This is a genomic window from Pseudomonas mandelii, assembly GCF_024138395.1.
GTDB classification, from domain to species: domain Bacteria; phylum Pseudomonadota; class Gammaproteobacteria; order Pseudomonadales; family Pseudomonadaceae; genus Aquipseudomonas; species Aquipseudomonas mandelii_E.
Genome location: NZ_JAMYDU010000002.1, coordinates 1 through 19,910, shown reverse-complemented (window position 1 = coordinate 19,910; position 19,910 = coordinate 1). Strand labels below are relative to the sequence as shown.

The following is a 19,910-nucleotide window of genomic DNA, read 5'->3' as shown; positions in this document are numbered from 1 at the left end:
ATTATTTTGTCTGATTCAGCACCTGAAGAATCGCCGCGGTTTGTGCGTCCGGAGTACCGTCGAAACGGGAAGGGCGAAAATGCAGCTGAAAGGCCGCCAGCACATTGCGTGTCGCTACATCCAGTTCGCCGGTTTGCGGTGTGGCGTAGCCCACGCGGGCAAGCTGCTCCTGAAACCAACTGATGCTTGGCAGTTGCACGGCGAACTGCGCTTGCTGCCGTGCCACGGCCTGCTCATCCGGCCAGATCCCCAGGCCTTCGGCAGCCAGGCGCTTCCAGGGAAACAGCGGGCCGGGATCGAGCTTGCGCATCGGCGCGATGTCGCTATGGCCAATGATATTGCGGGGGCGAATGCCTTGGCGCTTGCTGATGTCTTTGAGTAGAAAGATCATCGACTGAATCTGGGCTTCGCTGTAGGGATACCAAAGACGCCCGTTCGGGGTGTCCTCAAAGCCTTGATTGACGATCTCGATTCCAATGGAGCTGGAGTTCAGCCAGGTCCGGCCTTGCCATTCGCTTTCGCCAGCGTGCCAGGCCCGGAAGTTTTCATCCATCAGCTTATAAATAGTGGCGCGCTTGTCGTCGCTGATCAGGTAGTGGCTGCTGACCTCGCCATGGGTCAGCAATTGCAGCGAGGTCTCCAAGGATGCGGAGGTGTAATGCATCACCACGAACTGAATGCGACTGTCGTGATTGGCTGAAGAGTGGCTGGTATCGATTCGGGGGCCACTGGCACAACCGGCTAATAAAAGCAGCGACGCGATAAGAACAAGACATTTCATGGCAAGGGCAATACACGCGAGACAATAATGCAACAGTGTAACGTATTGCCTTGTGGCGCTGATGGCAAAAAATGCACCTTTAAACAAAATGGAACAATTGGCCGTCAGCCCAGTTCTATTCGATTTCGTCCGGTATTTTTCGCCCGGTACAGCGCCTGATCGGCTCTTTTAAGCACAAGGTCGCTATGTTCCCCGGGTCTGAAGGCGGTCAGTCCCATGGAAATGGTGATGGTGACTCGCTCACCCTTGAAGTGGAACGGGCAGGCCTCGATCGATGCGCGCAAGGTTTCCAGTAGTTTCGCGCCAGCCATAGGGAGTGTTGCTGGCATCAACAGCACAAATTCTTCACCGCCGAACCTAGCAATGAAATCCGTCCCGCGCAGACGTTTGCGTAGCACGCTGGCGATGATTTTCAGGACCTTGTCGCCCGCCAGATGGCCATAGTTGTCATTGATGCGCTTGAAATGGTCGAGGTCGAGCATTGCCAGCAACAGGGTATTGCCTTGCTGTTGCCATTGACCAATTTCGTGCTCCAGGCGTTCGCTCCAGGCTGCTCGATTCGGTAGGCCCGTCAGTGGATCGATCAACGCCTTCTGGCGCTGTTCTTCCAAGTGCTCGCGGTAACCCAGGGCTTCCTGCTCCATGTGGGCGACCCTTTCGGCCAGGCTTTGCAGGCGTGCAGCTACTTCCTGCTCACGCTCATCGCGCTGCTTTTGGTGTTGGTCCATGGTGCCGAGCAGGCCTTCGAGATGGTTTTCCAGCACATGCTTGAGATCATCAAGGTCCGCCGCTTCCTGCATGCTATTTTGCAAGCCGTCGACTTGCTCGCGAATTTGCGTGTCCATTTCGCGCGCGGCCGAGCGGTTGTCGGCATGGCCGTCGCTCGCGGCTTGCAGGTTGCTCTGGAATGACTCGAGGCGTTCGTTGAGTTGCTGCAGATACGCTTCGAATTCATGCTGGCCGCTGTCAGTGATCGCCAGCATCAATGTGGCCAGGTCATCGAGGATGGGTAACAGTTCGTACCAGTTCAAGCCGTTTTGAAGACGATCGCGCATCGCCTCGGCTTGCGGACGATGGCGCTCAGGCAACGCCAGGTCATCGAGAAGGCCCAGCAGGGTGTCTTCGATATGCTTGGCGACAGAGCTGTAGGACGGTTCCGGCGAGTCCGGCAGGGCATACAGAATATCGTGCCCGGACGGCTCTGGTTCGATGGCCACCGGAATCAGTTCATCGGGATTGATTGCCGGCAGAGCCTGGATGGCCGGTGTGGCGATCGCCTGAACTGGCTCTTGTGGTTGCTCGATACTGGGTTGGGTTTGTAGCTCCGGGACTCGGCTGCCCGTAGCTTCTGGCTCAAGGGCGGGCGGGTCAAACGCTACAACTTCAACGGCAGGTGCCATCACTGTTGGCGCCTGAATTTGCGGTGGTTGAGGAAGCATGGCGGCGGGCGGGGCGGCTTCTACGGTTGGCAACACCCGTTGCGGTTTATTGACCATCGCTTGTGGGGGCTCGGCCGTTGGTGCTGCAACCGGTTCGACAGGTTGCGGGGCAGGCATTTGTGATTCGGGGACGGCGATCTGTGGCGCGGTCTCCTCCGTTTCCCTACTGAACAGGCGCTGCAGAAAACCCGGACGATCCGGTTCGGTGGGGTTCTCCAGCAGGTTCAAGGCCTTGCCTTGCAAGCCGCTCAGCTCACTGAGCAGCAACGGGATTTCGCGAGCCTGGCCTACGCGTCCGTCCAGCTGTTTGGCGAATCTTTTCAGTGGCCGGCTCACTTCCCGGGGAAGCGGCAACGCTTGCAGCTGAGAAACCAGCGCCGTCAGTGCGGCACTGACTTGATCGACGCGGGTTTCCCGACGTTGCTCGGAGTCGAGCACGGCTTTTTCCAAGCGAGGGAGCAAGGCAGCCAGGCCGGCGTCCATGTCATCGGTGCGCACGACTTCGCGCATTTCCTTCATGCATTGGTCGACGGCGCGATCGGTACCCTCTGCGGCCAGGGTGCTGCGCACCAGCCCACGACGCAGCAAGTCGAGCCGGGCGTCCCATCGACGTTCCAGTTTTTCCTGTTGTTCGATGCTTTTGAGGTATTTCTCTTTCCAGCGCTGTGTTTCGTCGCTCATTCAGGCAGGACTCAACGCGGGTAATGCATCGGCCGTGAGCGAACCCGGCAGACGAATCTCTACCGCGACCGGCAGGTGATCGGAAATGGGATGTGCCAGCACTTCGACCTTTTCAAGGGTCAGGGTGGGGCTGAGCAGAATATGGTCCAGGCAACGCTGTGGGCGCCAGCTGGGGAACGTCGCTTCCAGTTGCGGCGCGAGCAGGCCCAAATCACGCAACGGGGAGTTTTGCAGCAAGTCACTGGCATGGGTGTTCATGTCGCCCATCAGCACCTGATGTTTATAACCGCCGATCATCTCGCGGATGTAGGCCAGTTGCAGGCTTCGGGCCCGAGCACCTAGCGCCAGGTGCATCATCACCACCACGAGCGCTTCCGGACCTTCGCCGAAGCGCACCAGAATGGCCCCGCGACCCTTGGGCCCCGGCAGCGGATGATCTTCAATCGCCCACGGGCGCAGGCGGCTGAGCACGCCATTGCTGTGCTGGCCGAGATGACCGAGATTGCGATTGAGTTGTTGATACCAGTAGGGGAAGGCGCCGAGCTGCGCCAGGTGTTCGACTTGATTGACGTAGCCTGATCGCAGGCTGCCGCCATCGGCCTCCTGCAAGGCGACCAGATCGAAGTCGCCCAGCAGATTGCCGATTTTTTGCAGGTTATCGGCACGTCCGTTGTGCGGCAAAAGATGCTGCCAGCCGCGAGTCAGATAGTGCCGATAGCGCTCGGTACTGATGCCGACCTGGATATTGAAACTGAGCAAACGCAGACGGCTGTCCACGGGCAACCCCGTTGATTCCAGGTGATGCTCGTTGACCCGCGGATGGTGCAGGCCAACGATGCGTTCAGTTCCCCAGCGGCGCATGGCAGGTGCCGCGCTTAGTTGGCGACGGCCTTGGTTGCCGCTCGCTCTTTGGCAACCAGTTGGTCGGCCAGTTTCAGTGCTTGTTCGGCACCACCGGCAGAGCCGATGTCAAAACGATACTTGCCGTTGACGACCATCGTAGGCACGCCGGAAATTTCATATTTCTTTGCAAGTTCTTTGGCTTTGTTGATCTGGCCCTTGATGGCGAAGGAGTCGAAGGTGGCCAGGAACTTGTCCTTGTCGACACCTTGGGTCGCCAGGAAGTCGGCCATGTCTTCTTTGTCGGTCAATTTCTTGTGTTCTTTCTGAATCGCTTCGAACACTGCCGCGTGAACCTTGTTCTCGACACCCATGGCTTCGAGGGTCAGGAACATCTGGCCGTGTGCGTCCCAAGGGCCGCCAAACATGGCCGGAATGCGTACGAAGTTCACGTCCGAAGGCAGCTTTTCAGCCCATGGGTTAACAACGGGTTCAAAGGCATAGCAATGCGGGCAGCCGTACCAGAACAGCTCCACGACTTCGATCTTGCCAGGCACGGCCACCGGGACCGGATTGCTCAGCTCGACATAGGGCGCTTCAGGTTTTTCGGCGGCTTGGGCAGTCATGCCGAACAGGCTGGCAGCGACGAGCGCGGCGCTGATGATCAGATTACGCATGCTTTACTCCTGGACAATTGGGGCGCCTCGCGCGACCTGTTTTCAGACAGATTCCGGCGGGCTTGAGTGCTGTAGTGTAACGGCAGCGGCCACAAAAAAGGGCAGCCAAAGCTACCCTTTTTATGTTTGCATCGACGGATTAATCGAGTGTTAACGTTGCAAGAGATGTGCATCACTCACAACGCTCGATCACAAGGCCTTAGTGCAAGCCTTGAATATAGCTGGAGACTGCGGCGATATCTTCGTCGCTCAGCTTTTTAGCGATGCTCTGCATCGGTTTGGTATCGCCGTCGTTGGTCCGGCCGCCTTCTTCTTTTCTGAAATCGGTCAGTTGCTTGCCGACGTACTGAGCATGCTGCCCGCCCAAGTGCGGGAAGCCGGCAGCGGCGTTGCCCTTGCCATCTGGAGAGTGGCAGCCGGTGCAGGCTGGCAGACCCTTGGCCAGGTCGCCCCCACGGAACAGTGCTTCACCGCGAGCCACGACTTTCGGGTCGGCGGCGCCGACGCTGCCTTTCTGGCTGGCGTAGTAGGCGGCGATATCAGCCAGGTCCTGATCGCTGAGGTTGGTCAGCAGGCCGGTCATTTCCAGTACCGTGCGTTTGCCGGACTTGATGTCGTGCAGCTGCTTGTTCAGATAACGCTCGCCCTGACCTGCCAGTTTCGGAAAGTTAGGCGCCATGCTATTGCCATCCGGGCCATGACAGGCGCCACATACTGCGGCTTTCGCCTGACCAGCAGTCGCATCACCTGCAGCATGGGCAATGCCGGAGATCCCCACGGTCAACAGCAGACTCACGATCAATTTGTTCATCAGCTAATCCAACTACGGCTAAGGGTTAAAGAGTTATGGGCCGGGTTTACTCGCTCATCCAGTGGATGATGGCTCGGTAATCCTCGGCACTGCAGTCCATGCACAAACCACGCGGCGGCATCGCCTTGAAACCCTGGGTCACGTGTTGCACCAGCGTCTCCATACCTTTCGCCAACCTCGGCGTCCAGGCTTCCTGATCGCCCTTGCGGGGCGCCATGGGTAGTTGGCCGGAATGACAGGCACCACAAACACGGTTGTACACAGCTTCCGGATCCTGTGTAGCCTGAGCGCTGTAAAGCGGCATCAAGACACCGGCAGCTAGCAGCCATTTCGTCATAAAACGACCTTTTCAGGGTTGAGAGCGTGCTGCGTTCTAATGCGCAATCAAGGTTAATCGCTCTCGTGAACTTCATCCTACGCTGGGACAAAGCGCACACAAAATCTGCGGCATTATATACTGGCGTCACTGAAACGGAAACGACACTGCTTGCCGCGTCCATTCCCGGCGCCGCCCACATCGGAAATCCCATGCAACTCAAGAACCCCATCCTCGGTCTGTGCCAACAGTCCACCTTCATGCTCAGCGCCGCCAAAGTCGACCAATGCCCCGACGATGAAGGCTTTGAAGTGGCTTTCGCCGGGCGTTCCAACGCCGGCAAGTCCAGCGCGTTGAACACCCTGACACACGCCAGCCTGGCGCGGACCTCGAAAACTCCGGGTCGCACGCAGCTGTTGAACTTCTTCAAGCTAGACGATGAACGCCGTCTGGTCGACCTGCCGGGTTACGGTTACGCGAAAGTACCGATCCCGTTGAAGCTGCACTGGCAGCGTCACCTCGAAGCCTATCTGGGCGGTCGAGAGAGTTTGAAAGGTTTGATTCTGATGATGGACATCCGTCATCCAATGACCGATTTCGACCTCCTGATGCTCGATTGGGCCATCGCCAGTGGCATGCCGATGCATATTTTGCTGACCAAGGCAGACAAGCTGACCTATGGCGCGGCGAAAAACGCGCTGCTCAAGGTTCAGACGGAAATCCGTAAAGGCTGGGGCGATGCGATCACTATCCAGCTGTTTTCGGCACCCAAGCGCATGGGCCTGGAAGACGCCTACACTGTATTGGCGGGCTGGATGGAACTGGCGGACAAGGGCAGCGAGACTGCCGCTGAGTAAGTTCGGGCAAAAAAAACCCCGGACTTCATATGGGGAGGAAGAAGTTCCGGGGTTCAAGCTCCGGACCGCTAGGGCGGGGTCCAGATTATCTGCCAACACTTAACACAACATAGGAGCATCGAAGGGCTTCACCAGCCATTCAGTAACTCTGAGTGGCGGTTCACGGATTTAGTTCAGACTATTTTCAAAAACGATTGGAAATAATCGACGTCATTTTCCGCTCTATAGCCCGTCGACTTTTTGTGCTGCGGCACTGTGCCGCAGCACAACGGCTTAGTGCGCCTCATCCCAATTGTTGCCTACACCTACCTCGACCAAAAGCGGTACATCCAGTTGTGCCGCGCTACTCATGTGCACGCGAATGTCCTCACGCACCTGGTCGATGAGGTCCTCCCGTACTTCGAGGACCAACTCATCGTGCACCTGCAGAATAACTTTGGCGTCCAGGCCTGACGATGCCAGCCAGTTGTCCACCGTTACCATGGCTTTCTTGATGATGTCCGCCGCGGTGCCTTGCATCGGGGCGTTGATCGCCGTGCGCTCGGCGGCTTTGCGCAGGGCCTGGTTTTTCGCGTTGATTTCCGGCAGGTACAGACGACGACCGAAGATGGTTTCGACGAAACCTTGCTCGGCGGCCTGGGCGCGGGTGCGCTCCATGTATTCCAGTACGCCGGGATAACGGGCGAAGTAGCGGTCGATATAAGCCTGGGACTGTTTGCGGTCAACGCCGATCTGTTTGGCCAAGCCAAACGCGCTCATGCCGTAGATCAAACCGAAGTTGATGGCTTTCGCGCTACGACGCTGATCGTTGGTGACTGCGTCCAGCTCGACGCCAAACACTTCTGCGGCCGTGGCGCGGTGTACATCGAGGTTATTGCGGAAGGCGTGCAGCAAGCCTTCATCCTTGGCCAGGTGCGCCATGATCCGCAATTCGATTTGCGAATAGTCCGCGGCCAGCAGCTTGTAGCCTTTTGGCGCGACGAACGCCTGACGAATCCGACGACCTTCGGCAGTGCGAATCGGAATGTTCTGCAGGTTCGGGTCGATCGACGACAAACGTCCGGTGGCGGCGACGGCTTGCTGGTAGGACGTATGAATGCGCCCGGTGCGCGTGTTGATCTGCTCTGGCAAACGGTCGGTGTAGGTGCTTTTGAGCTTGCTCAGCGAGCGGTATTGCATTAGTACTTTGGGCAGCGGGTAGTCCTGTTCGGCCAACTCGGCCAATACCGCTTCGGCAGTCGAGGCCTGACCCTTGGCGGTTTTGCTGAGTACGGGCAAGCCGAGTTTTTCGTAGAGGATCACGCCCAGTTGCTTAGGCGAACCCAGGTTGAATTCTTCACCGGCAATGGCGAACGCCTCACGCTCAAGGGCGACCAGTTTCTCGCCCAGTTCGACGCTCTGGATGCCCAGCAGGTTGGCATCCACGAGCGCGCCCTGGCGCTCGATACGGGCCAGAACCGGCATCAGCGGCATTTCAATCTCGTTGAGCACTTTGCCCAGGCTTGGCGTTGCCGCCAGTTTTTCCTGCAACGCCAAGTGCAACTGGAAGGTGACATCGGCATCTTCGGCAGCATAGGGGCCCGCCAGCTCAAGAGAGATCTGGTCGAAGGTCAGCTGTTTGACGCCTTTGCCCGCGATCCCTTGAATGTCGGTCTTGCTTTGGCCCAGGTATTTGAGCGCCAGGCTGTCCATGTCGTGGCGGGTGGCCGTCGAGTCCAGGACGTAAGACTCAAGCATGGTGTCGTAGGCAATGCCCTGAACAATAATCCCGTTGCTCTGATCGCCACCGATGGCACAGTTAGCGAGAATGTTGGTTTCGAACTTGGCGTGTTGGCCGACTTTCAGTTTATTCGGGTTTTCCAGCAGCGATTTTAGCGCTAGCAGCACGGTGTCGCGATCCAGTTGCTCCGGCACGCCCATGTAGGAATGGGTCAACGGAATGTAGGCCGCTTCGTTGGCCGCGACGGAAAACGCCAAACCCACCAGTTGTGCATGTTGAGCATCGGTGCCATTGGTTTCGGTGACGAAGGCGATCAGTGGTGCCTTGTCGAGCTTGGCCAGCCAGGCCTCGAAGTGCTTCTGGTCGAGGATGGTTTCGTACTTAGCTTCGGCGGCGCCCAGCTGTTCCTGGACGACCTCGACAATGTCCTGACCCGATCGCTTGGCGTCGCGCTGGTTCTCTTCGAACCAGCTTTTGAATTCCAGCAGGGTGTAAAGCTCGGCGAGCTTGTCGTGATCCGGAGGACCCATTTGCAGATCGTCGAGACCGATGTCCAGCGGTACGTCGATCTTGATGGTTGCCAGTTGATAGGAGAGGAACGCCATCTCCTTATGTTCTTCGAGCTTGGCCGGCAGGGTTTTGGCGCCGCGAATCGGCAAGGTCGGGACGATGTCGAGCTGTGCATAGAGCTCGGTCAGGCCGCCGTTCACGCCGACCAGCAGGCCTGAAGCGGTCTTGGGACCGATACCCGGAACACCCGGAATGTTGTCGGACGAATCGCCCATCAGAGCCAGATAATCGATGATCTGCTCGGGAGCGACGCCGAATTTCTCCTTCACGCCTTCCACGTCCAGCGCGCTACCGGTCATCGTATTGACCAAGGTAATGTGCCCGTCGACCAGTTGCGCCATGTCCTTGTCGCCGGTGGAGATCACCACCGGACGGTCGGCGGCCGCGCTGCTGCGGGCCAGGGTGCCGATGACATCGTCCGCTTCGACGTTGTCCACGCACAGCAGCGGGAAGCCCAGGGCCTTGACGCTGGCGTGCAACGGTTCGATCTGGACGCGCATGTCGTCGGGCATGCTTGGGCGATTGGCCTTGTATTCGGCGAACATCGCATCGCGGAACGTCCCGCCCTTGGCGTCGAACACCACGGCGAACGGGCTGTCCGGGTACTGCTTGCGCAGGCTCTTGAGCATGTTCAAGACGCCCTTGACCGCACCGGTCGGCAGGCCTTTGGACGTGGTCAGCGGTGGCAGCGCGTGAAAGGCGCGGTATAGATAAGAAGAACCGTCCACCAGGACGAGGGGGGCTTGGCTCATGAGCAGGATCAACCTTTTCGGCGGGTCCGGCGCTAGAATAGCGGGACCGTTGACGACAAAGGGACAAGGTTATCATGCGCACACTAAATCGCTTGTTGCTGGCTGGTTTGTTTGCAATCACCCCATTGGCTGTTATGGCGGCGGACGACGCGCCCTCGGCGGACCCGGATGTAACGATCCGCACGGAAGGCGACAAAACCATTCAGGAATATCGGCAGAATGGTTTTTTGTATGCCATCAAGGTGACCCCGAAAGTCGGTAAACCGTATTTCCTGGTGCGCGCTGATGGCACCGACGCTAACTTCATTCGCTCGGACCAGCCGGATATGCTGATTCCGTCGTGGAAAATATTCGAGTGGTAAACCGCTCCTAACTTAAATCGGCGCCGGCAGTCGCGGCGCCCGTACTGGCAGTTTTAACCATGTCTGTGTTCACCCCCCTGGCTCGGCCCGAGCTGGAAACCTTTCTCGCCCCTTACGGGCTCGGCCGCCTGCTTGATTTCCAGGGGATCGCCGCCGGTAGCGAAAATACCAACTTCTTTATCAGCCTGGAGCAGGGCGAGTTTGTCCTGACCCTGGTCGAGCGCGGGCCGGTGCAGGAGATGCCGTTTTTCATCGAGCTGCTCGACGTGCTGCACGACGCTGACCTGCCGGTGCCTTATGCACTGCGCACCACCGACGGCGTCGCCTTGCGCGAACTGGCCGGCAAACCTGCGCTGTTGCAGCCACGCCTGGCAGGCAAGCACATCAAGGATGCCAATGCGCAGCATTGCGCTCAGGTCGGTGAGCTGCTGGCTCATCTGCACTTGGCGACCCAAGCCAACATGATCAAACGCAAAACCGATCGCGGCCTGGACTGGATGCTGGAGGAGGGCACGCAGTTGCTTTCCCACCTGAATGCCGAGCAAAGCGATTTGCTGCAACGGGCGCTGGATGAAATCACACAGCAGAAGACGAAAATTCTGGCGCTGCCGCGCGCCAACATCCACGCCGACCTGTTCCGCGATAACGCGATGTTCGAAGGCACGCACCTGACCGGGTTGATCGACTTCTACAACGCCTGTTCGGGGCCGATGCTCTACGACGTGGCGATTGCCTTGAACGATTGGTGTTCGGATGAACAAGGGCAGCTTGATGGTGCTCGGGCGCGGGCATTGCTGGGCGCTTATGCCGCGCTGCGACCGTTTACCGCTGCCGAAGCCGAGCTATGGCCGACCATGCTGCGCGTGGCGTGCGTACGGTTCTGGTTGTCGCGGTTGATCGCCGCGGAGTCCTTCGCCGGGCAGGACGTGCTGATTCACGATCCGATGGAATTTCAGTTGCGCTTGGCGCAGCGGCAGAAGGTTAGTACGCCGTTGCCATTTGCGCTTTAAAAAGCTTCGCGGGCAAGCCTCGCTCCTACAGGATTTGTGTCGTTCACCCATATTATGAACGGCACACATCCTGTAGGAGCGAGGCTTGCCCGCGAACAATTCACCACAAAACTTCCTGCTTACAACGACTCCAGACACCCCGCCAAATCATTCCCCAACTTTTCCAGCAACTGCTCATACCCCTGAGCCGTCGCTGGCGTGTACCCGCCCAGTGCATCCAGTTCCGCCAGTTTCACCGGCAACCCGGCCACCAGGGTTTCTGCCAGGCGTGGGCGTAGCGGCGGTTCGCTGAACACGCAGGTCTTGCCGACTTCCTGCAACCGCGTGCGCATCGCTGCCACGTGTTGGGCGCCGGGTTGCACTTCGGCTGCGACACTGAATACGCCGGTGTGCTTGAGGCCGTAAGCGTCTTCGAAGTAGTCGAAGGCTTCGTGGAACACGAAGTAAGGCTTGCCCGCGATACCCGCCAGACGGGCTTTCAGACGCAGGTCTAAAGCGTCCAGTCGCTCATTGAATGCCTTGAGGTTGCTCTGGTAGCGCGCCGCGTTGGCCGGATCGACAGCACTCAGATCGGCGGCCATTTTGCTGGCGATCACGCGGGCGTTGATCGGTGACAACCACAAATGCGCATCCAGATTGCCGGGGCGGTGATCGTGATCATGATCGTGCTCGTCGGCTTCTTCTTCGTGGGAGTGGTTGTCTTCGGCGAAATGCCGCAGTTTCAGGGCAGGCAAGTCCTGCACCGCGACGGTGGGCAGCGTACGACCTTTCAGCACGCGAGGCAGGAAGCCTTCCATGTCCGGGCCGATCCAGTACAGCAGATCCACCGATTGCACTTTCCGCACGTCGGATGGGCGCAAGGCATAGTTATGGGGCGAGGCGCCGGGCGGCAGCAAGACTTCCGGAACCGCCACACCGTCCTGCACCGCGGCGGCGATCAGCTGCAGAGGCTTGATGCTGGTGAGCACTTTGACGTCGGCTTGAGCTGAGCCGATCAGCAGAAAACTTGCGACAAATGCGACAAAGATAGAAAAAAGTCGGGACACGATGACCACTCGAAGAGGCGAGAACGGGTAACATAATAACGTCTCTCACAAAACTCGTCGCCGCTCATGCCTAAAACACCGATTGCCAGCCGTCCCCACGACCACTCTCATTGCGTTCATAGCGCATTGTCTGAGGCCGATGCCTTGTGCGCACGTCAGGGGCTGCGCCTGACCGCTTTGCGTCGGCGGGTGCTGGAGCTGGTGTGGCAGAGCCACAAACCGCTGGGTGCCTACGACATTCTGGCAGTGCTCAGCGAGCAGGACGGCCGCCGCGCCGCGCCGCCGACCGTGTACCGCGCGCTGGATTTCCTGCTGGAAAACGGTTTGGTACACCGTATCTCCTCGCTGAACGCCTTCGTTGGCTGCAATCACCCGGAACATGCCCACCAAGGTCAGTTCCTGATTTGCCGCGAATGCCACGCGGCCATCGAGCTCGAACAGAAATCCATCAGCGATGCGATCATCGGCAGCGCCAAGGATGTCGGATTTGTCGTCGAAGGCCAGACCGTCGAAGTGGTCGGTCTCTGCTCGGGCTGCCAGGGGGCTTGATGAGCAACGCGCTGATTCGCCTCGAGCAAGTGGCTGTCACCTTTGCCGGGCAAAACGTGTTGGACAACATCGAGCTGAGCGTCGAGCCGGGGCAGATCGTCACGTTGATCGGCCCTAATGGTGCCGGCAAAACCACACTGGTGCGCGCGGTGCTCGGCCTGTTGAAACCGGACAGCGGCAGCGTCTGGCGCAAGCCGAAGTTGCGCGTCGGTTACATGCCGCAAAAACTCCATGTCGATCCGACCCTGCCGCTTTCGGTCCTGCGCTTCTTGCGTCTGGTGCCGGGCGTGGACCGCGCTCGGGCCTTGGCCGCCCTCAAGGAAGTCGGTGCCGAACAGGTGATCGATAGCCCGGTGCAAAGTGTTTCCGGTGGCGAAATGCAGCGGGTGCTGCTGGCGCGGGCATTGTTGCGCGAGCCGGAACTGCTGGTGCTCGATGAGCCGGTACAAGGCGTCGATGTAGCCGGTCAAGCCGAGCTCTACAGCCTGATCACACGCTTGCGCGACCGTCATGGTTGCGGCGTTTTGATGGTCTCTCACGATCTGCATCTGGTGATGAGCACCACCGACCAGGTGGTATGTCTGAATCGCCACGTCTGCTGTTCCGGACATCCCGAGCAGGTCAGCGGCGATCCGGCATTCGTCGAGCTGTTCGGAAAAAACGCACAAAGCCTGGCGATTTATCACCACCATCACGACCACGCCCACGACCTGCATGGCTCAGTGGTCAGCGCGGCCCCGTCGACTCACGTTCATGGAGATAGCTGCAAGCATGGCTGATTTTCTGCTTTATGCCCTGCTTGCAGGTCTGGCCCTGGCGCTGGTCGCGGGTCCGTTGGGTTCGTTCGTGGTCTGGCGGCGCATGGCCTATTTCGGCGACACCCTGTCCCACGCGGCGCTACTCGGGGTGGCGCTGGGTTTTCTGCTGGATGTCAGCCCGACCGTTGCGGTCACCGTAGGCTGCTTGTTGCTGGCGGTATTGCTGGTGACATTGCAACAACGGCAGCCACTGGCGTCCGACACGCTTTTGGGAATTCTCGCACCGAGCACGCTCTCGCTTGGCTTGGTGGTACTAAGCTTCATGCATGAAGTGCGGATCGACCTGATGGCCTATCTGTTTGGCGACTTGTTGGCGATCAGTCCTACCGATCTGGCCTGGATCCTCGGCGGTAGCGCGGCGGTGCTGGCAATGTTGGTGACGTTGTGGCGGCCATTGCTTGCGATCACGGTGCACGAAGAACTGGCCAAGGTGGAAGGTTTGCCTGTGGCGGCGTTGCGCCTGGCCTTGATGTTGCTGATCGCAGTGGTGATCGCGGTGGCGATGAAAATCGTCGGCGTGTTGCTGATTACTTCGTTACTGATTATTCCGGCGGCTGCGGCACAGCGTCACGCCCGCTCGCCGGAGCAGATGGCATTGGGCGCGAGCCTGCTGGGCATGCTCGCGGTGTGTGGCGGGCTGGCGTTGTCCTGGTTCAAGGACACCCCGGCGGGCCCATCGATTGTGGTGACGGCCGCCGCGCTGTTTCTGCTGAGTTTTGTCCTGCCCCGTCGAGGGGTGTAGACTTGCTCGTTTTTTGCGCAAATAGAGAGTCGCAGGAATGAAGCTGTTCGCCTCCCGTTATCTGCTCCTTGTCGCATTTTCGCTGCTGCTGGGCGCTTGCCAAAGCACGCCACCGGCGGCCACCGAGGCCCCCGATGCGCGGGCCACGGCTATCGCACAGCTGGAACAAAGCCTGGCCAGCAGCGAACTGGCCACCGCCGAAGGGCAATTGGCGGCGTTGCAGGCCGAGTCGCCCAACGATCAATCCCTCGAGCAGTACCAGCGGCAATTGGCCGAAGCTTATTTGCTGCGCAGCCGGATCGTGCTGCAGAAAGGTGATGTGAATGCAGCAGCCACCGCCCTTAGCCGTGCCCGGGTATTGATGCCCAAGGCCCCGGCGCTGACTGGTGGCGTCAACAGTGCCATTGTCCAGGCGCGCAAGGCGGAACTGGATAAAGCCGAAGCGGCTCTCAAGGCTGCCGAAGCCAAACCTCAGGCCAAAGTCATCGACCCGACGGCTGAAAGCACTACGGTGGCGTTGAATCTCACCGATATGAGCAAGCTTCGTCGACAACTGGATGCCATCGCCGCCGATGTGGTGAATTATCAGTGCGATGTGAGCATTCAGGCGCCGCGCACCCAGGATTACCCATGGCTGGCCACGCTGCTGACCAAACGGGTGAAGAAACTGGATTCGGAGTTTGATCTGAAGCTTAACAAGCAGATTCTGCGCAACATTCCGGCGCAGATGGTTTTGAGTCCGCGTAAGCCCTAAAAGCTTCGCGGGCAAGCCTCGCTCCTACAGGTGCAGCGTAAACCTTGCAGGAGCGAGGCTTGCCCGCGAAGGCGCCTCTCCTGGCGATAAAAATCCTAAGCCGGAACCGCCTTGGCTTTTGGCTCCCTATCCCACACCCGATGCTGACCGATCGCGGCAAAAAACGCCTTGAACAGCGTGGCATCCGTACCCACGATCAACCCCGCATCAACCTCTAGCTTCAACACATCCAGCAACTGCTTCGCTTCGCCATGCAACGCGATTGCCTTCAAATGCTTGTACGCCTCCAGCAGGTAATGCAGCGCCACGCCATCGGTACTCAGCGCCTTGATCGACGCCGCGCCACCCGGCACGAACACTGCGTCGAACGCTACAGAAGGCAGACCTTCCATCGACGCATCCACCGGCAGCGCTTTGCCATCGGCGGTTGTCACGGGGGCCGAGGTCGGGCCGAGCAATTTGGCGTGCGCGCCTTCGGCCATCAGAGCCTTCTTCATCGCATCAATTGCCGCACCATCCACCCCGTTGGCCGCCAGAATGGCTACTTTTCGGGTTTTAATATCCCCCGACAGCAGGTTGGCCTGACTCAGGGCGGGGGAGTGGTCGAGTGAAGTTTGACGCACCTCGACCGTGCCGGCCTTCGGTGCCGGCAAGCCCAAGTTCTGCGCCACGCGTTTGGCCAGTTCCAGATCGATATTGGCCAGGATCTCATTCACCTGCCGCGCTCGAATGAATTCGCGTTCGACCTTGCCCAGCTCGAAGCTGTAGGCCGCGATGATGTGTTCCTGTTCGTGCTTGCTCATGCTGTGGAAGAACAGCCGCGCCTGAGAGAAGTGGTCGGCGAACGACTCGCTGCGCTGACGGATTTTCGCAGCGTCGATGCGCTCCGGATAAGTCTCGAAGCCACCGTTCTGCGCGGCCGGCGGGGTTTCTTTGGGCCAGCCGCTGTCGATAGAGTTTGGCTCGTAGGATGCGCGTCCCTTGTCGATGGTGGTGCGATGTTGCGCATCCCGTTGACCGTTGTGAAATGGCGACACCGGCCGGTTGATTGGGATCTCGTGAAAGTTCGGCCCACCGAGTCGGCTGATCTGCGTATCGGTGTAGGAAAACAACCGCCCTTGCAGCAACGGATCATTAGAGAAGTCGATCCCCGGCACGATATGCCCGGGGCAGAAGGCGACCTGCTCGGTTTCGGCGAAGAAATTGTCCGGGTTGCGGTTGAGCACCATCCTGCCCAGCGGAGTGATCGGCACGACTTCCTCAGGAATGATTTTGGTGGGGTCGAGAAGGTCGAAATCGAAGGCATGTTCGTTTTCCTCCTCGACAATCTGTACGCCCAATTCCCATTCCGGGTAGTCCCCCCTCTCGATGGACTCCCAGAGATCACGACGGTGGAAGTCAGTGTCTTTGCCGGCGAGCTTCTGCGCTTCATCCCACACCAGCGAACAGGTGCCAGCGGCGGGGCGCCAGTGGAATTTTACGAAACGCGCCTTGCCTTCGGCATTGATCATGCGAAACGTATGCACGCCGAAGCCCTGCATGGTGCGCAGGCTTTTGGGGATCGCCCGGTCAGACATGGTCCACATCACCATGTGCGCGGATTCCGGCACCAGGGAAACAAAGTCCCAGAACGTATCGTGGGCCGAACCACCGGTAGGAATCTCGTTGTGGGGCTCGGGTTTTACCGCATGTACGAAGTCAGGAAACTTGATCGCATCCTGAATGAAGAAGACCGGCATGTTGTTGCCCACCAGATCGAAGTTGCCTTCTTCGGTAAAAAACTTCACCGCGAAACCTCGTACGTCCCGCACGGTATCGCCTGACCCGCGCGGACCTTGCACCGTGGAAAAGCGCACAAAAACCGGCGTTTTCTGGCTTGGGTCTTGTAGGAACCCGGCCTTGGTCAGGACGGAATGGGTTTCATACGCCTGGAAGTAACCATGGGCACCGGTACCACGGGCATGGACGATGCGCTCGGGAATACGTTCATGGTCAAAGTGCGTGATCTTTTCACGCATGATGAAGTCTTCCAGCAACGACGGCCCGCGGGCGCCGCCCTTCAACGTGTTCTGATTGTCCGCGACCTTCACGCCCTGGTTGGTGCGCAAGGCCTGTTCGGTGGCGTCGGAGCGAAATTTTTCCAGGCTGTCGAGCTTGGCGTTAGTGTTGGTGCGGTCCAGGGTATCGGTCCCGGCCAGTGCGCTTTTGGGGGCGGCAGGCTTTTTAGTACTCATCAGACGTAAACTCCTCGTTGCGATTCCCGTCGGGCCAAGGCTTATGAGCCATTGCCCGGACACGGCATCCAGGCATTCTCGAGTTGCTTAATCAGTGACCGATGGGGAGTTGGCGCCGTTCCTTTTTTCTGACCTTTGATCGCGTTATTGCCAAATCGCTGGTTGAATGCGAAATAAATGCTAAGAACCTCTATACGGACAGGCTAAAATGCGCGCCCGGCTAACCGCTGATCCTTTTCTAACGCGCCCCACAAGGTTCGCTACGTGATCGAGTTTCAAAACGTCCACAAAATTTACCGCGTCGCCGGTAAGGATATTCCCGCCCTGCATCCGACCAATCTGACGATTGAGAATGGTCAGGTCTTTGGTCTGATCGGCCATTCCGGCGCGGGAAAAAGTACCCTGCTGCGTCTGATCAATCGCCTGGAAAACGCCAGTGGCGGCAAGATCATCGTCGATGGCGAAGAAGTCACCGCGCTGGACGCCAATAGCCTGCGGCGTTTCCGTCAGCAGGTCGGAATGATTTTCCAGCACTTCAATCTGCTGGCGTCCAAGACTGTGGCCGACAATGTCGCGCTGCCGCTGACCCTCGCCGGTGAACTGTCGCGTAGCGAAATTGACCGGCGTGTGGCGGAGTTGCTGGCGCGGGTCGGCCTGTCTGACCATGCGAAAAAGTACCCGGCGCAACTGTCTGGCGGTCAGAAACAGCGTGTCGGCATCGCTCGCGCCCTGGCAACCAAACCGAAAATCCTGCTGTGCGATGAAGCCACCAGTGCCCTGGACCCGCAGACCACGGCGTCGGTCCTGCAACTGCTGGCCGAGATCAACCGTGAGCTGAAACTGACCATCGTCCTGATCACCCACGAGATGGATGTGATCCGTCGGGTCTGCGATCAGGTGGCGGTGATGGATGCCGGCAAGATCGTCGAGCAGGGGCCGGTGGCCGAGGTGTTCCTGCATCCCAAGCACCCGACCACCAAGCGCTTCGTGCAAGAAGACGAGCATATCGACGAAAGCGAACAGCGTGACGACTTCGCTCACGTGCCGGGGCGCATCGTGCGTCTGACTTTCCAGGGCGAATCGACCTACGCGCCGCTGCTGGGTACCGTCGCCCGGGAAACAGGCGTGGACTACAGCATTCTGGCCGGTCGTATCGATCGCATCAAAGACGTCCCTTACGGGCAATTGACCCTGGCCATTACCGGTGGCGACATGGACGCGGCGTTTGCTCACTTCACCGCAGCCGACGTCCACATGGAGGTGCTGCGCTGATGGAAGTCCTGACGAGTTTCTTTTCCAATATCGACTGGTACGAAATCTGGCTGGCCACCTGCGACACCCTGCTGATGCTCGGCGGTTCGCTGTTGTTCACCGTGCTTTTGGGATTGCCGCTGGGCGTCCTGTTGTTCCTGTGCAGCCCGCGCCAGTTGCTGGAAGCCAAAGGCGTGTACGCGATGCTGTCGCTGGTGGTGAACATTCTGCGTTCGCTGCCGTTCATTATTTTGCTGATCGTGATGATTCCGTTCACCGTGTTGATCACCGGCACCTCCCTGGGTGTCGCCGGCGCGATTCCACCGCTGGTGGTGGGTGCCACGCCGTTCTTCGCGCGACTGGTGGAAACCGCCCTGCGTGAAGTGGATCGCGGCATCATCGAGGCGACCCAGGCCATGGGCGCGACGACACGTCAGATCATCACCAACGCCTTGCTGCCGGAAGCCCGCCCGGGCATCTTCGCGGCGATTACGGTGACAGCGATTACACTGGTGTCCTACACAGCAATGGCCGGTGTGGTCGGCGCTGGTGGCCTGGGCGACCTGGCGATCCGTTTTGGTTACCAGCGTTTCCAGACGGATGTGATGGTTGTGACGGTGGTGTTGCTGCTGATGCTGGTTCAAGTGCTGCAAACCGTTGGCGACAAATTGGTTGTCCACTTCTCACGTAAATAAGTCATGAGCCGGCCATTCGCTGGCAGGCGCCAAACGGGCGCCGCAAGCGGGTACCCACAAGGAGTTAGCTGAATGAAAAAACTACTCGTCGCGTTCGCTGCCGTTGCAGCCTTTTCCGCACACGCTGCCGACACTCTGACCGTCGCGGCCACCCCGGTGCCTCACGCGGAAATCCTCGAGTTCGTTAAACCGGCCCTGGCCAAAGAAGGCGTGGACCTGAAGGTCAAAGTCTTCACCGACTACATCCAACCGAACGTGCAGGTGGCCGAGAAGCGTCTGGATGCCAACTTCTTCCAGCACCAGCCGTACCTGGATGAGTTCAACAAAGCCAAGGGCACCCACCTCGTCAGCGTTGCCGGTGTACACCTGGAGCCCTTGGGCGCTTACTCCAGCAAGTACAAAGCCCTGACCGAGCTGCCGGGCGGCGCCAACGTGGTGATTCCGAACGACGCTACCAACGGCGGTCGTGCGCTGTTGCTGCTGGCGAAGGCTGGTCTGATCAAGTTGAAGGATTCGAACAACATCCTGTCGACGGTGAAGGACATCACCGAGAACAGCAAGGACCTGAAATTCCGCGAACTGGAAGCCGCGACCATCCCGCGCGTGCTGACTCAGGTCGACCTGGCGCTGATCAACACCAACTACGCGCTGGAAGCCAAGCTCGATCCGTCCAAGGACGCGCTGGTCATCGAAGGCAGCGACTCGCCATACGTGAACATCCTCGTGGCCCGTCCGGACGACAAGAACAGCGCCGCGATGCAGAAACTGGTTGCTGCCCTGCACAGCCCGGAAGTGAAAGCCTTCATTCTCGAGAAGTACAAAGGTGCGGTATTGCCGGCGTTCTGACGTTGAAGGGGACGCAGAGCATCCCTGGCTGCATTCCCACGCGGAGCGTGGGAACGATCAAAAAAACGGGGACGCATTGATTGCGTCCCCGTTTTTTTTTGCCTGAAACACCACCCCTGTAGGAGCCAGGCTTGCCGGCGAAGGCGATCTTACGGACGC

Annotated in this window: 19 protein-coding genes; 10 read left to right on the top strand and 9 right to left on the bottom strand. The window is 59.0% G+C overall.

The genetic code is table 11. From position 1 onward, the window contains the following. Position 1: 1 nt before the first annotated feature. The 6 genes from NHU87_RS03465 to NHU87_RS03440 all read right to left on the bottom strand — a co-directional run bounded on the left by NHU87_RS03465 (position 2) and on the right by NHU87_RS03440 (position 5,566). The gene (locus NHU87_RS03465; protein ID WP_253545669.1) at positions 2 to 781 is read right to left on the bottom strand and encodes an N-acetylmuramoyl-L-alanine amidase; all 780 of its coding nucleotides are present in this window, start codon (positions 779 to 781) and stop codon (positions 2 to 4) included. 104 nt (positions 782 to 885) lie between these two features. Further along, positions 886 to 2,901, bottom strand: a complete 2,016-nt coding sequence (locus NHU87_RS03460; protein WP_253545667.1) for a diguanylate cyclase — start codon at positions 2,899 to 2,901, stop codon at positions 886 to 888. Then, entirely contained in the window at positions 2,902 to 3,762 is an 861-nt protein-coding gene (locus NHU87_RS03455; protein WP_253545665.1) for an endonuclease/exonuclease/phosphatase family protein, read from the bottom strand. Positions 3,763 to 3,776: 14 nt separating this feature from the next. Beyond that, positions 3,777 to 4,418, bottom strand: a complete 642-nt coding sequence (gene dsbA, locus NHU87_RS03450; RefSeq protein WP_253545663.1) for a thiol:disulfide interchange protein DsbA — start codon at positions 4,416 to 4,418, stop codon at positions 3,777 to 3,779. Between the two features lie 199 nt (positions 4,419 to 4,617). After that, the gene (locus tag NHU87_RS03445; protein WP_253545661.1) at positions 4,618 to 5,229 is read right to left on the bottom strand and encodes a c-type cytochrome; all 612 of its coding nucleotides are present in this window, start codon (positions 5,227 to 5,229) and stop codon (positions 4,618 to 4,620) included. 46 nt (positions 5,230 to 5,275) lie between these two features. Then, positions 5,276 to 5,566, bottom strand: a complete 291-nt coding sequence (locus tag NHU87_RS03440) for a c-type cytochrome (protein ID WP_038980343.1) — start codon at positions 5,564 to 5,566, stop codon at positions 5,276 to 5,278. Between the two features lie 191 nt (positions 5,567 to 5,757). Here NHU87_RS03440 and yihA point away from each other — a divergent pair, with 191 nt between their 5' ends. Further along, positions 5,758 to 6,402: a ribosome biogenesis GTP-binding protein YihA/YsxC gene (yihA, locus tag NHU87_RS03435; RefSeq protein ID WP_253545659.1), complete on the top strand. Its 645-nt coding sequence runs from the start codon at positions 5,758 to 5,760 to the stop codon at positions 6,400 to 6,402. Positions 6,403 to 6,675: 273 nt separating this feature from the next. Here the strand turns inward: yihA and polA are convergent, their stop codons facing one another. Next, positions 6,676 to 9,444, bottom strand: a complete 2,769-nt coding sequence (gene polA / locus NHU87_RS03430; protein ID WP_253545657.1) for a DNA polymerase I — start codon at positions 9,442 to 9,444, stop codon at positions 6,676 to 6,678. A 74-nt stretch (positions 9,445 to 9,518) separates the two neighbouring features. Between polA and NHU87_RS03425 the strand changes: the two genes are divergently transcribed. Together NHU87_RS03425 and NHU87_RS03420 are read left to right on the top strand one after the other, a co-directional pair. Further along, complete coding sequence (locus NHU87_RS03425; protein WP_253545655.1) at positions 9,519 to 9,806, top strand: DUF2782 domain-containing protein; 288 nt, start codon at positions 9,519 to 9,521, stop codon at positions 9,804 to 9,806. Positions 9,807 to 9,865: 59 nt separating this feature from the next. Further along, positions 9,866 to 10,816 carry a homoserine kinase gene (locus NHU87_RS03420; RefSeq protein WP_253545653.1) on the top strand — a complete coding sequence of 317 codons (951 nt, stop codon included), beginning with the start codon at positions 9,866 to 9,868 and terminating at the stop codon, positions 10,814 to 10,816. A 119-nt stretch (positions 10,817 to 10,935) separates the two neighbouring features. Here NHU87_RS03420 and znuA read toward each other — a convergent pair whose 3' ends face one another. After that, the gene (gene znuA / locus NHU87_RS03415) at positions 10,936 to 11,862 is read right to left on the bottom strand and encodes a zinc ABC transporter substrate-binding protein ZnuA (protein ID WP_253545651.1); all 927 of its coding nucleotides are present in this window, start codon (positions 11,860 to 11,862) and stop codon (positions 10,936 to 10,938) included. Between the two features lie 66 nt (positions 11,863 to 11,928). Between znuA and zur the strand changes: the two genes are divergently transcribed. The 4 genes from zur to NHU87_RS03395 are packed head-to-tail and all read left to right on the top strand — an operon-like array spanning position 11,929 to position 14,725. Beyond that, on the top strand, positions 11,929 to 12,411 hold the full coding sequence (gene zur / locus NHU87_RS03410) for a zinc uptake transcriptional repressor Zur (RefSeq protein ID WP_253545649.1): 483 nt from the start codon (positions 11,929 to 11,931) through the stop codon (positions 12,409 to 12,411). Beyond that, the gene (znuC, locus tag NHU87_RS03405; protein ID WP_253545647.1) at positions 12,411 to 13,190 is read left to right on the top strand and encodes a zinc ABC transporter ATP-binding protein ZnuC; all 780 of its coding nucleotides are present in this window, start codon (positions 12,411 to 12,413) and stop codon (positions 13,188 to 13,190) included. The genes zur and znuC overlap by 1 nt, the downstream gene beginning before the upstream one ends. Continuing rightward, complete coding sequence (gene znuB, locus NHU87_RS03400; RefSeq protein WP_253545645.1) at positions 13,183 to 13,971, top strand: zinc ABC transporter permease subunit ZnuB; 789 nt, start codon at positions 13,183 to 13,185, stop codon at positions 13,969 to 13,971. Before znuC ends, znuB begins: the two co-directional genes overlap by 8 nt. Positions 13,972 to 14,008: 37 nt before the next feature. Continuing rightward, on the top strand, positions 14,009 to 14,725 hold the full coding sequence (locus NHU87_RS03395) for a PA5502 family lipoprotein (protein ID WP_253545643.1): 717 nt from the start codon (positions 14,009 to 14,011) through the stop codon (positions 14,723 to 14,725). Between the two features lie 95 nt (positions 14,726 to 14,820). On the opposite strand, the gene katE is transcribed toward NHU87_RS03395, so the two are convergent. Then, positions 14,821 to 16,959, bottom strand: a complete 2,139-nt coding sequence (gene katE, locus NHU87_RS03390) for a catalase HPII (protein WP_253545641.1) — start codon at positions 16,957 to 16,959, stop codon at positions 14,821 to 14,823. Between the two features lie 264 nt (positions 16,960 to 17,223). On the opposite strand from katE, the gene NHU87_RS03385 reads away from it, so the two are divergent. The 3 genes from NHU87_RS03385 (at position 17,224) to NHU87_RS03375 (ending at position 19,751) form a co-directional block, all read left to right on the top strand. After that, the gene (locus NHU87_RS03385; protein WP_253545639.1) at positions 17,224 to 18,231 is read left to right on the top strand and encodes a methionine ABC transporter ATP-binding protein; all 1,008 of its coding nucleotides are present in this window, start codon (positions 17,224 to 17,226) and stop codon (positions 18,229 to 18,231) included. Further along, complete coding sequence (locus NHU87_RS03380; protein ID WP_253545637.1) at positions 18,231 to 18,905, top strand: methionine ABC transporter permease; 675 nt, start codon at positions 18,231 to 18,233, stop codon at positions 18,903 to 18,905. Before NHU87_RS03385 ends, NHU87_RS03380 begins: the two co-directional genes overlap by 1 nt. A gap of 72 nt (positions 18,906 to 18,977) precedes the next feature. Next, positions 18,978 to 19,751, top strand: a complete 774-nt coding sequence (locus NHU87_RS03375) for a MetQ/NlpA family ABC transporter substrate-binding protein (protein ID WP_253545635.1) — start codon at positions 18,978 to 18,980, stop codon at positions 19,749 to 19,751. Positions 19,752 to 19,910: the final 159 nt, after the last annotated feature.

Coding starts and splice junctions, on each gene's coding strand:
- NHU87_RS03465 (WP_253545669.1), bottom strand. CDS start 781: ATGAAATGTCTTGTTCTTATCGCGTCGCTGCTTTTATTAGCCGGTTGT.
- NHU87_RS03460 (WP_253545667.1), bottom strand. CDS start 2,901: ATGAGCGACGAAACACAGCGCTGGAAAGAGAAATACCTCAAAAGCATC.
- NHU87_RS03455 (WP_253545665.1), bottom strand. CDS start 3,762: ATGCGCCGCTGGGGAACTGAACGCATCGTTGGCCTGCACCATCCGCGG.
- dsbA (WP_253545663.1), bottom strand. CDS start 4,418: ATGCGTAATCTGATCATCAGCGCCGCGCTCGTCGCTGCCAGCCTGTTC.
- NHU87_RS03445 (WP_253545661.1), bottom strand. CDS start 5,229: ATGAACAAATTGATCGTGAGTCTGCTGTTGACCGTGGGGATCTCCGGC.
- NHU87_RS03440 (WP_038980343.1), bottom strand. CDS start 5,566: ATGACGAAATGGCTGCTAGCTGCCGGTGTCTTGATGCCGCTTTACAGC.
- yihA (WP_253545659.1), top strand. CDS start 5,758: ATGCAACTCAAGAACCCCATCCTCGGTCTGTGCCAACAGTCCACCTTC.
- polA (WP_253545657.1), bottom strand. CDS start 9,444: ATGAGCCAAGCCCCCCTCGTCCTGGTGGACGGTTCTTCTTATCTATAC.
- NHU87_RS03425 (WP_253545655.1), top strand. CDS start 9,519: ATGCGCACACTAAATCGCTTGTTGCTGGCTGGTTTGTTTGCAATCACC.
- NHU87_RS03420 (WP_253545653.1), top strand. CDS start 9,866: ATGTCTGTGTTCACCCCCCTGGCTCGGCCCGAGCTGGAAACCTTTCTC.
- zur (WP_253545649.1), top strand. CDS start 11,929: ATGCCTAAAACACCGATTGCCAGCCGTCCCCACGACCACTCTCATTGC.
- znuC (WP_253545647.1), top strand. CDS start 12,411: ATGAGCAACGCGCTGATTCGCCTCGAGCAAGTGGCTGTCACCTTTGCC.
- znuB (WP_253545645.1), top strand. CDS start 13,183: ATGGCTGATTTTCTGCTTTATGCCCTGCTTGCAGGTCTGGCCCTGGCG.
- NHU87_RS03395 (WP_253545643.1), top strand. CDS start 14,009: ATGAAGCTGTTCGCCTCCCGTTATCTGCTCCTTGTCGCATTTTCGCTG.
- katE (WP_253545641.1), bottom strand. CDS start 16,959: ATGAGTACTAAAAAGCCTGCCGCCCCCAAAAGCGCACTGGCCGGGACC.
- NHU87_RS03380 (WP_253545637.1), top strand. CDS start 18,231: ATGGAAGTCCTGACGAGTTTCTTTTCCAATATCGACTGGTACGAAATC.
- NHU87_RS03375 (WP_253545635.1), top strand. CDS start 18,978: ATGAAAAAACTACTCGTCGCGTTCGCTGCCGTTGCAGCCTTTTCCGCA.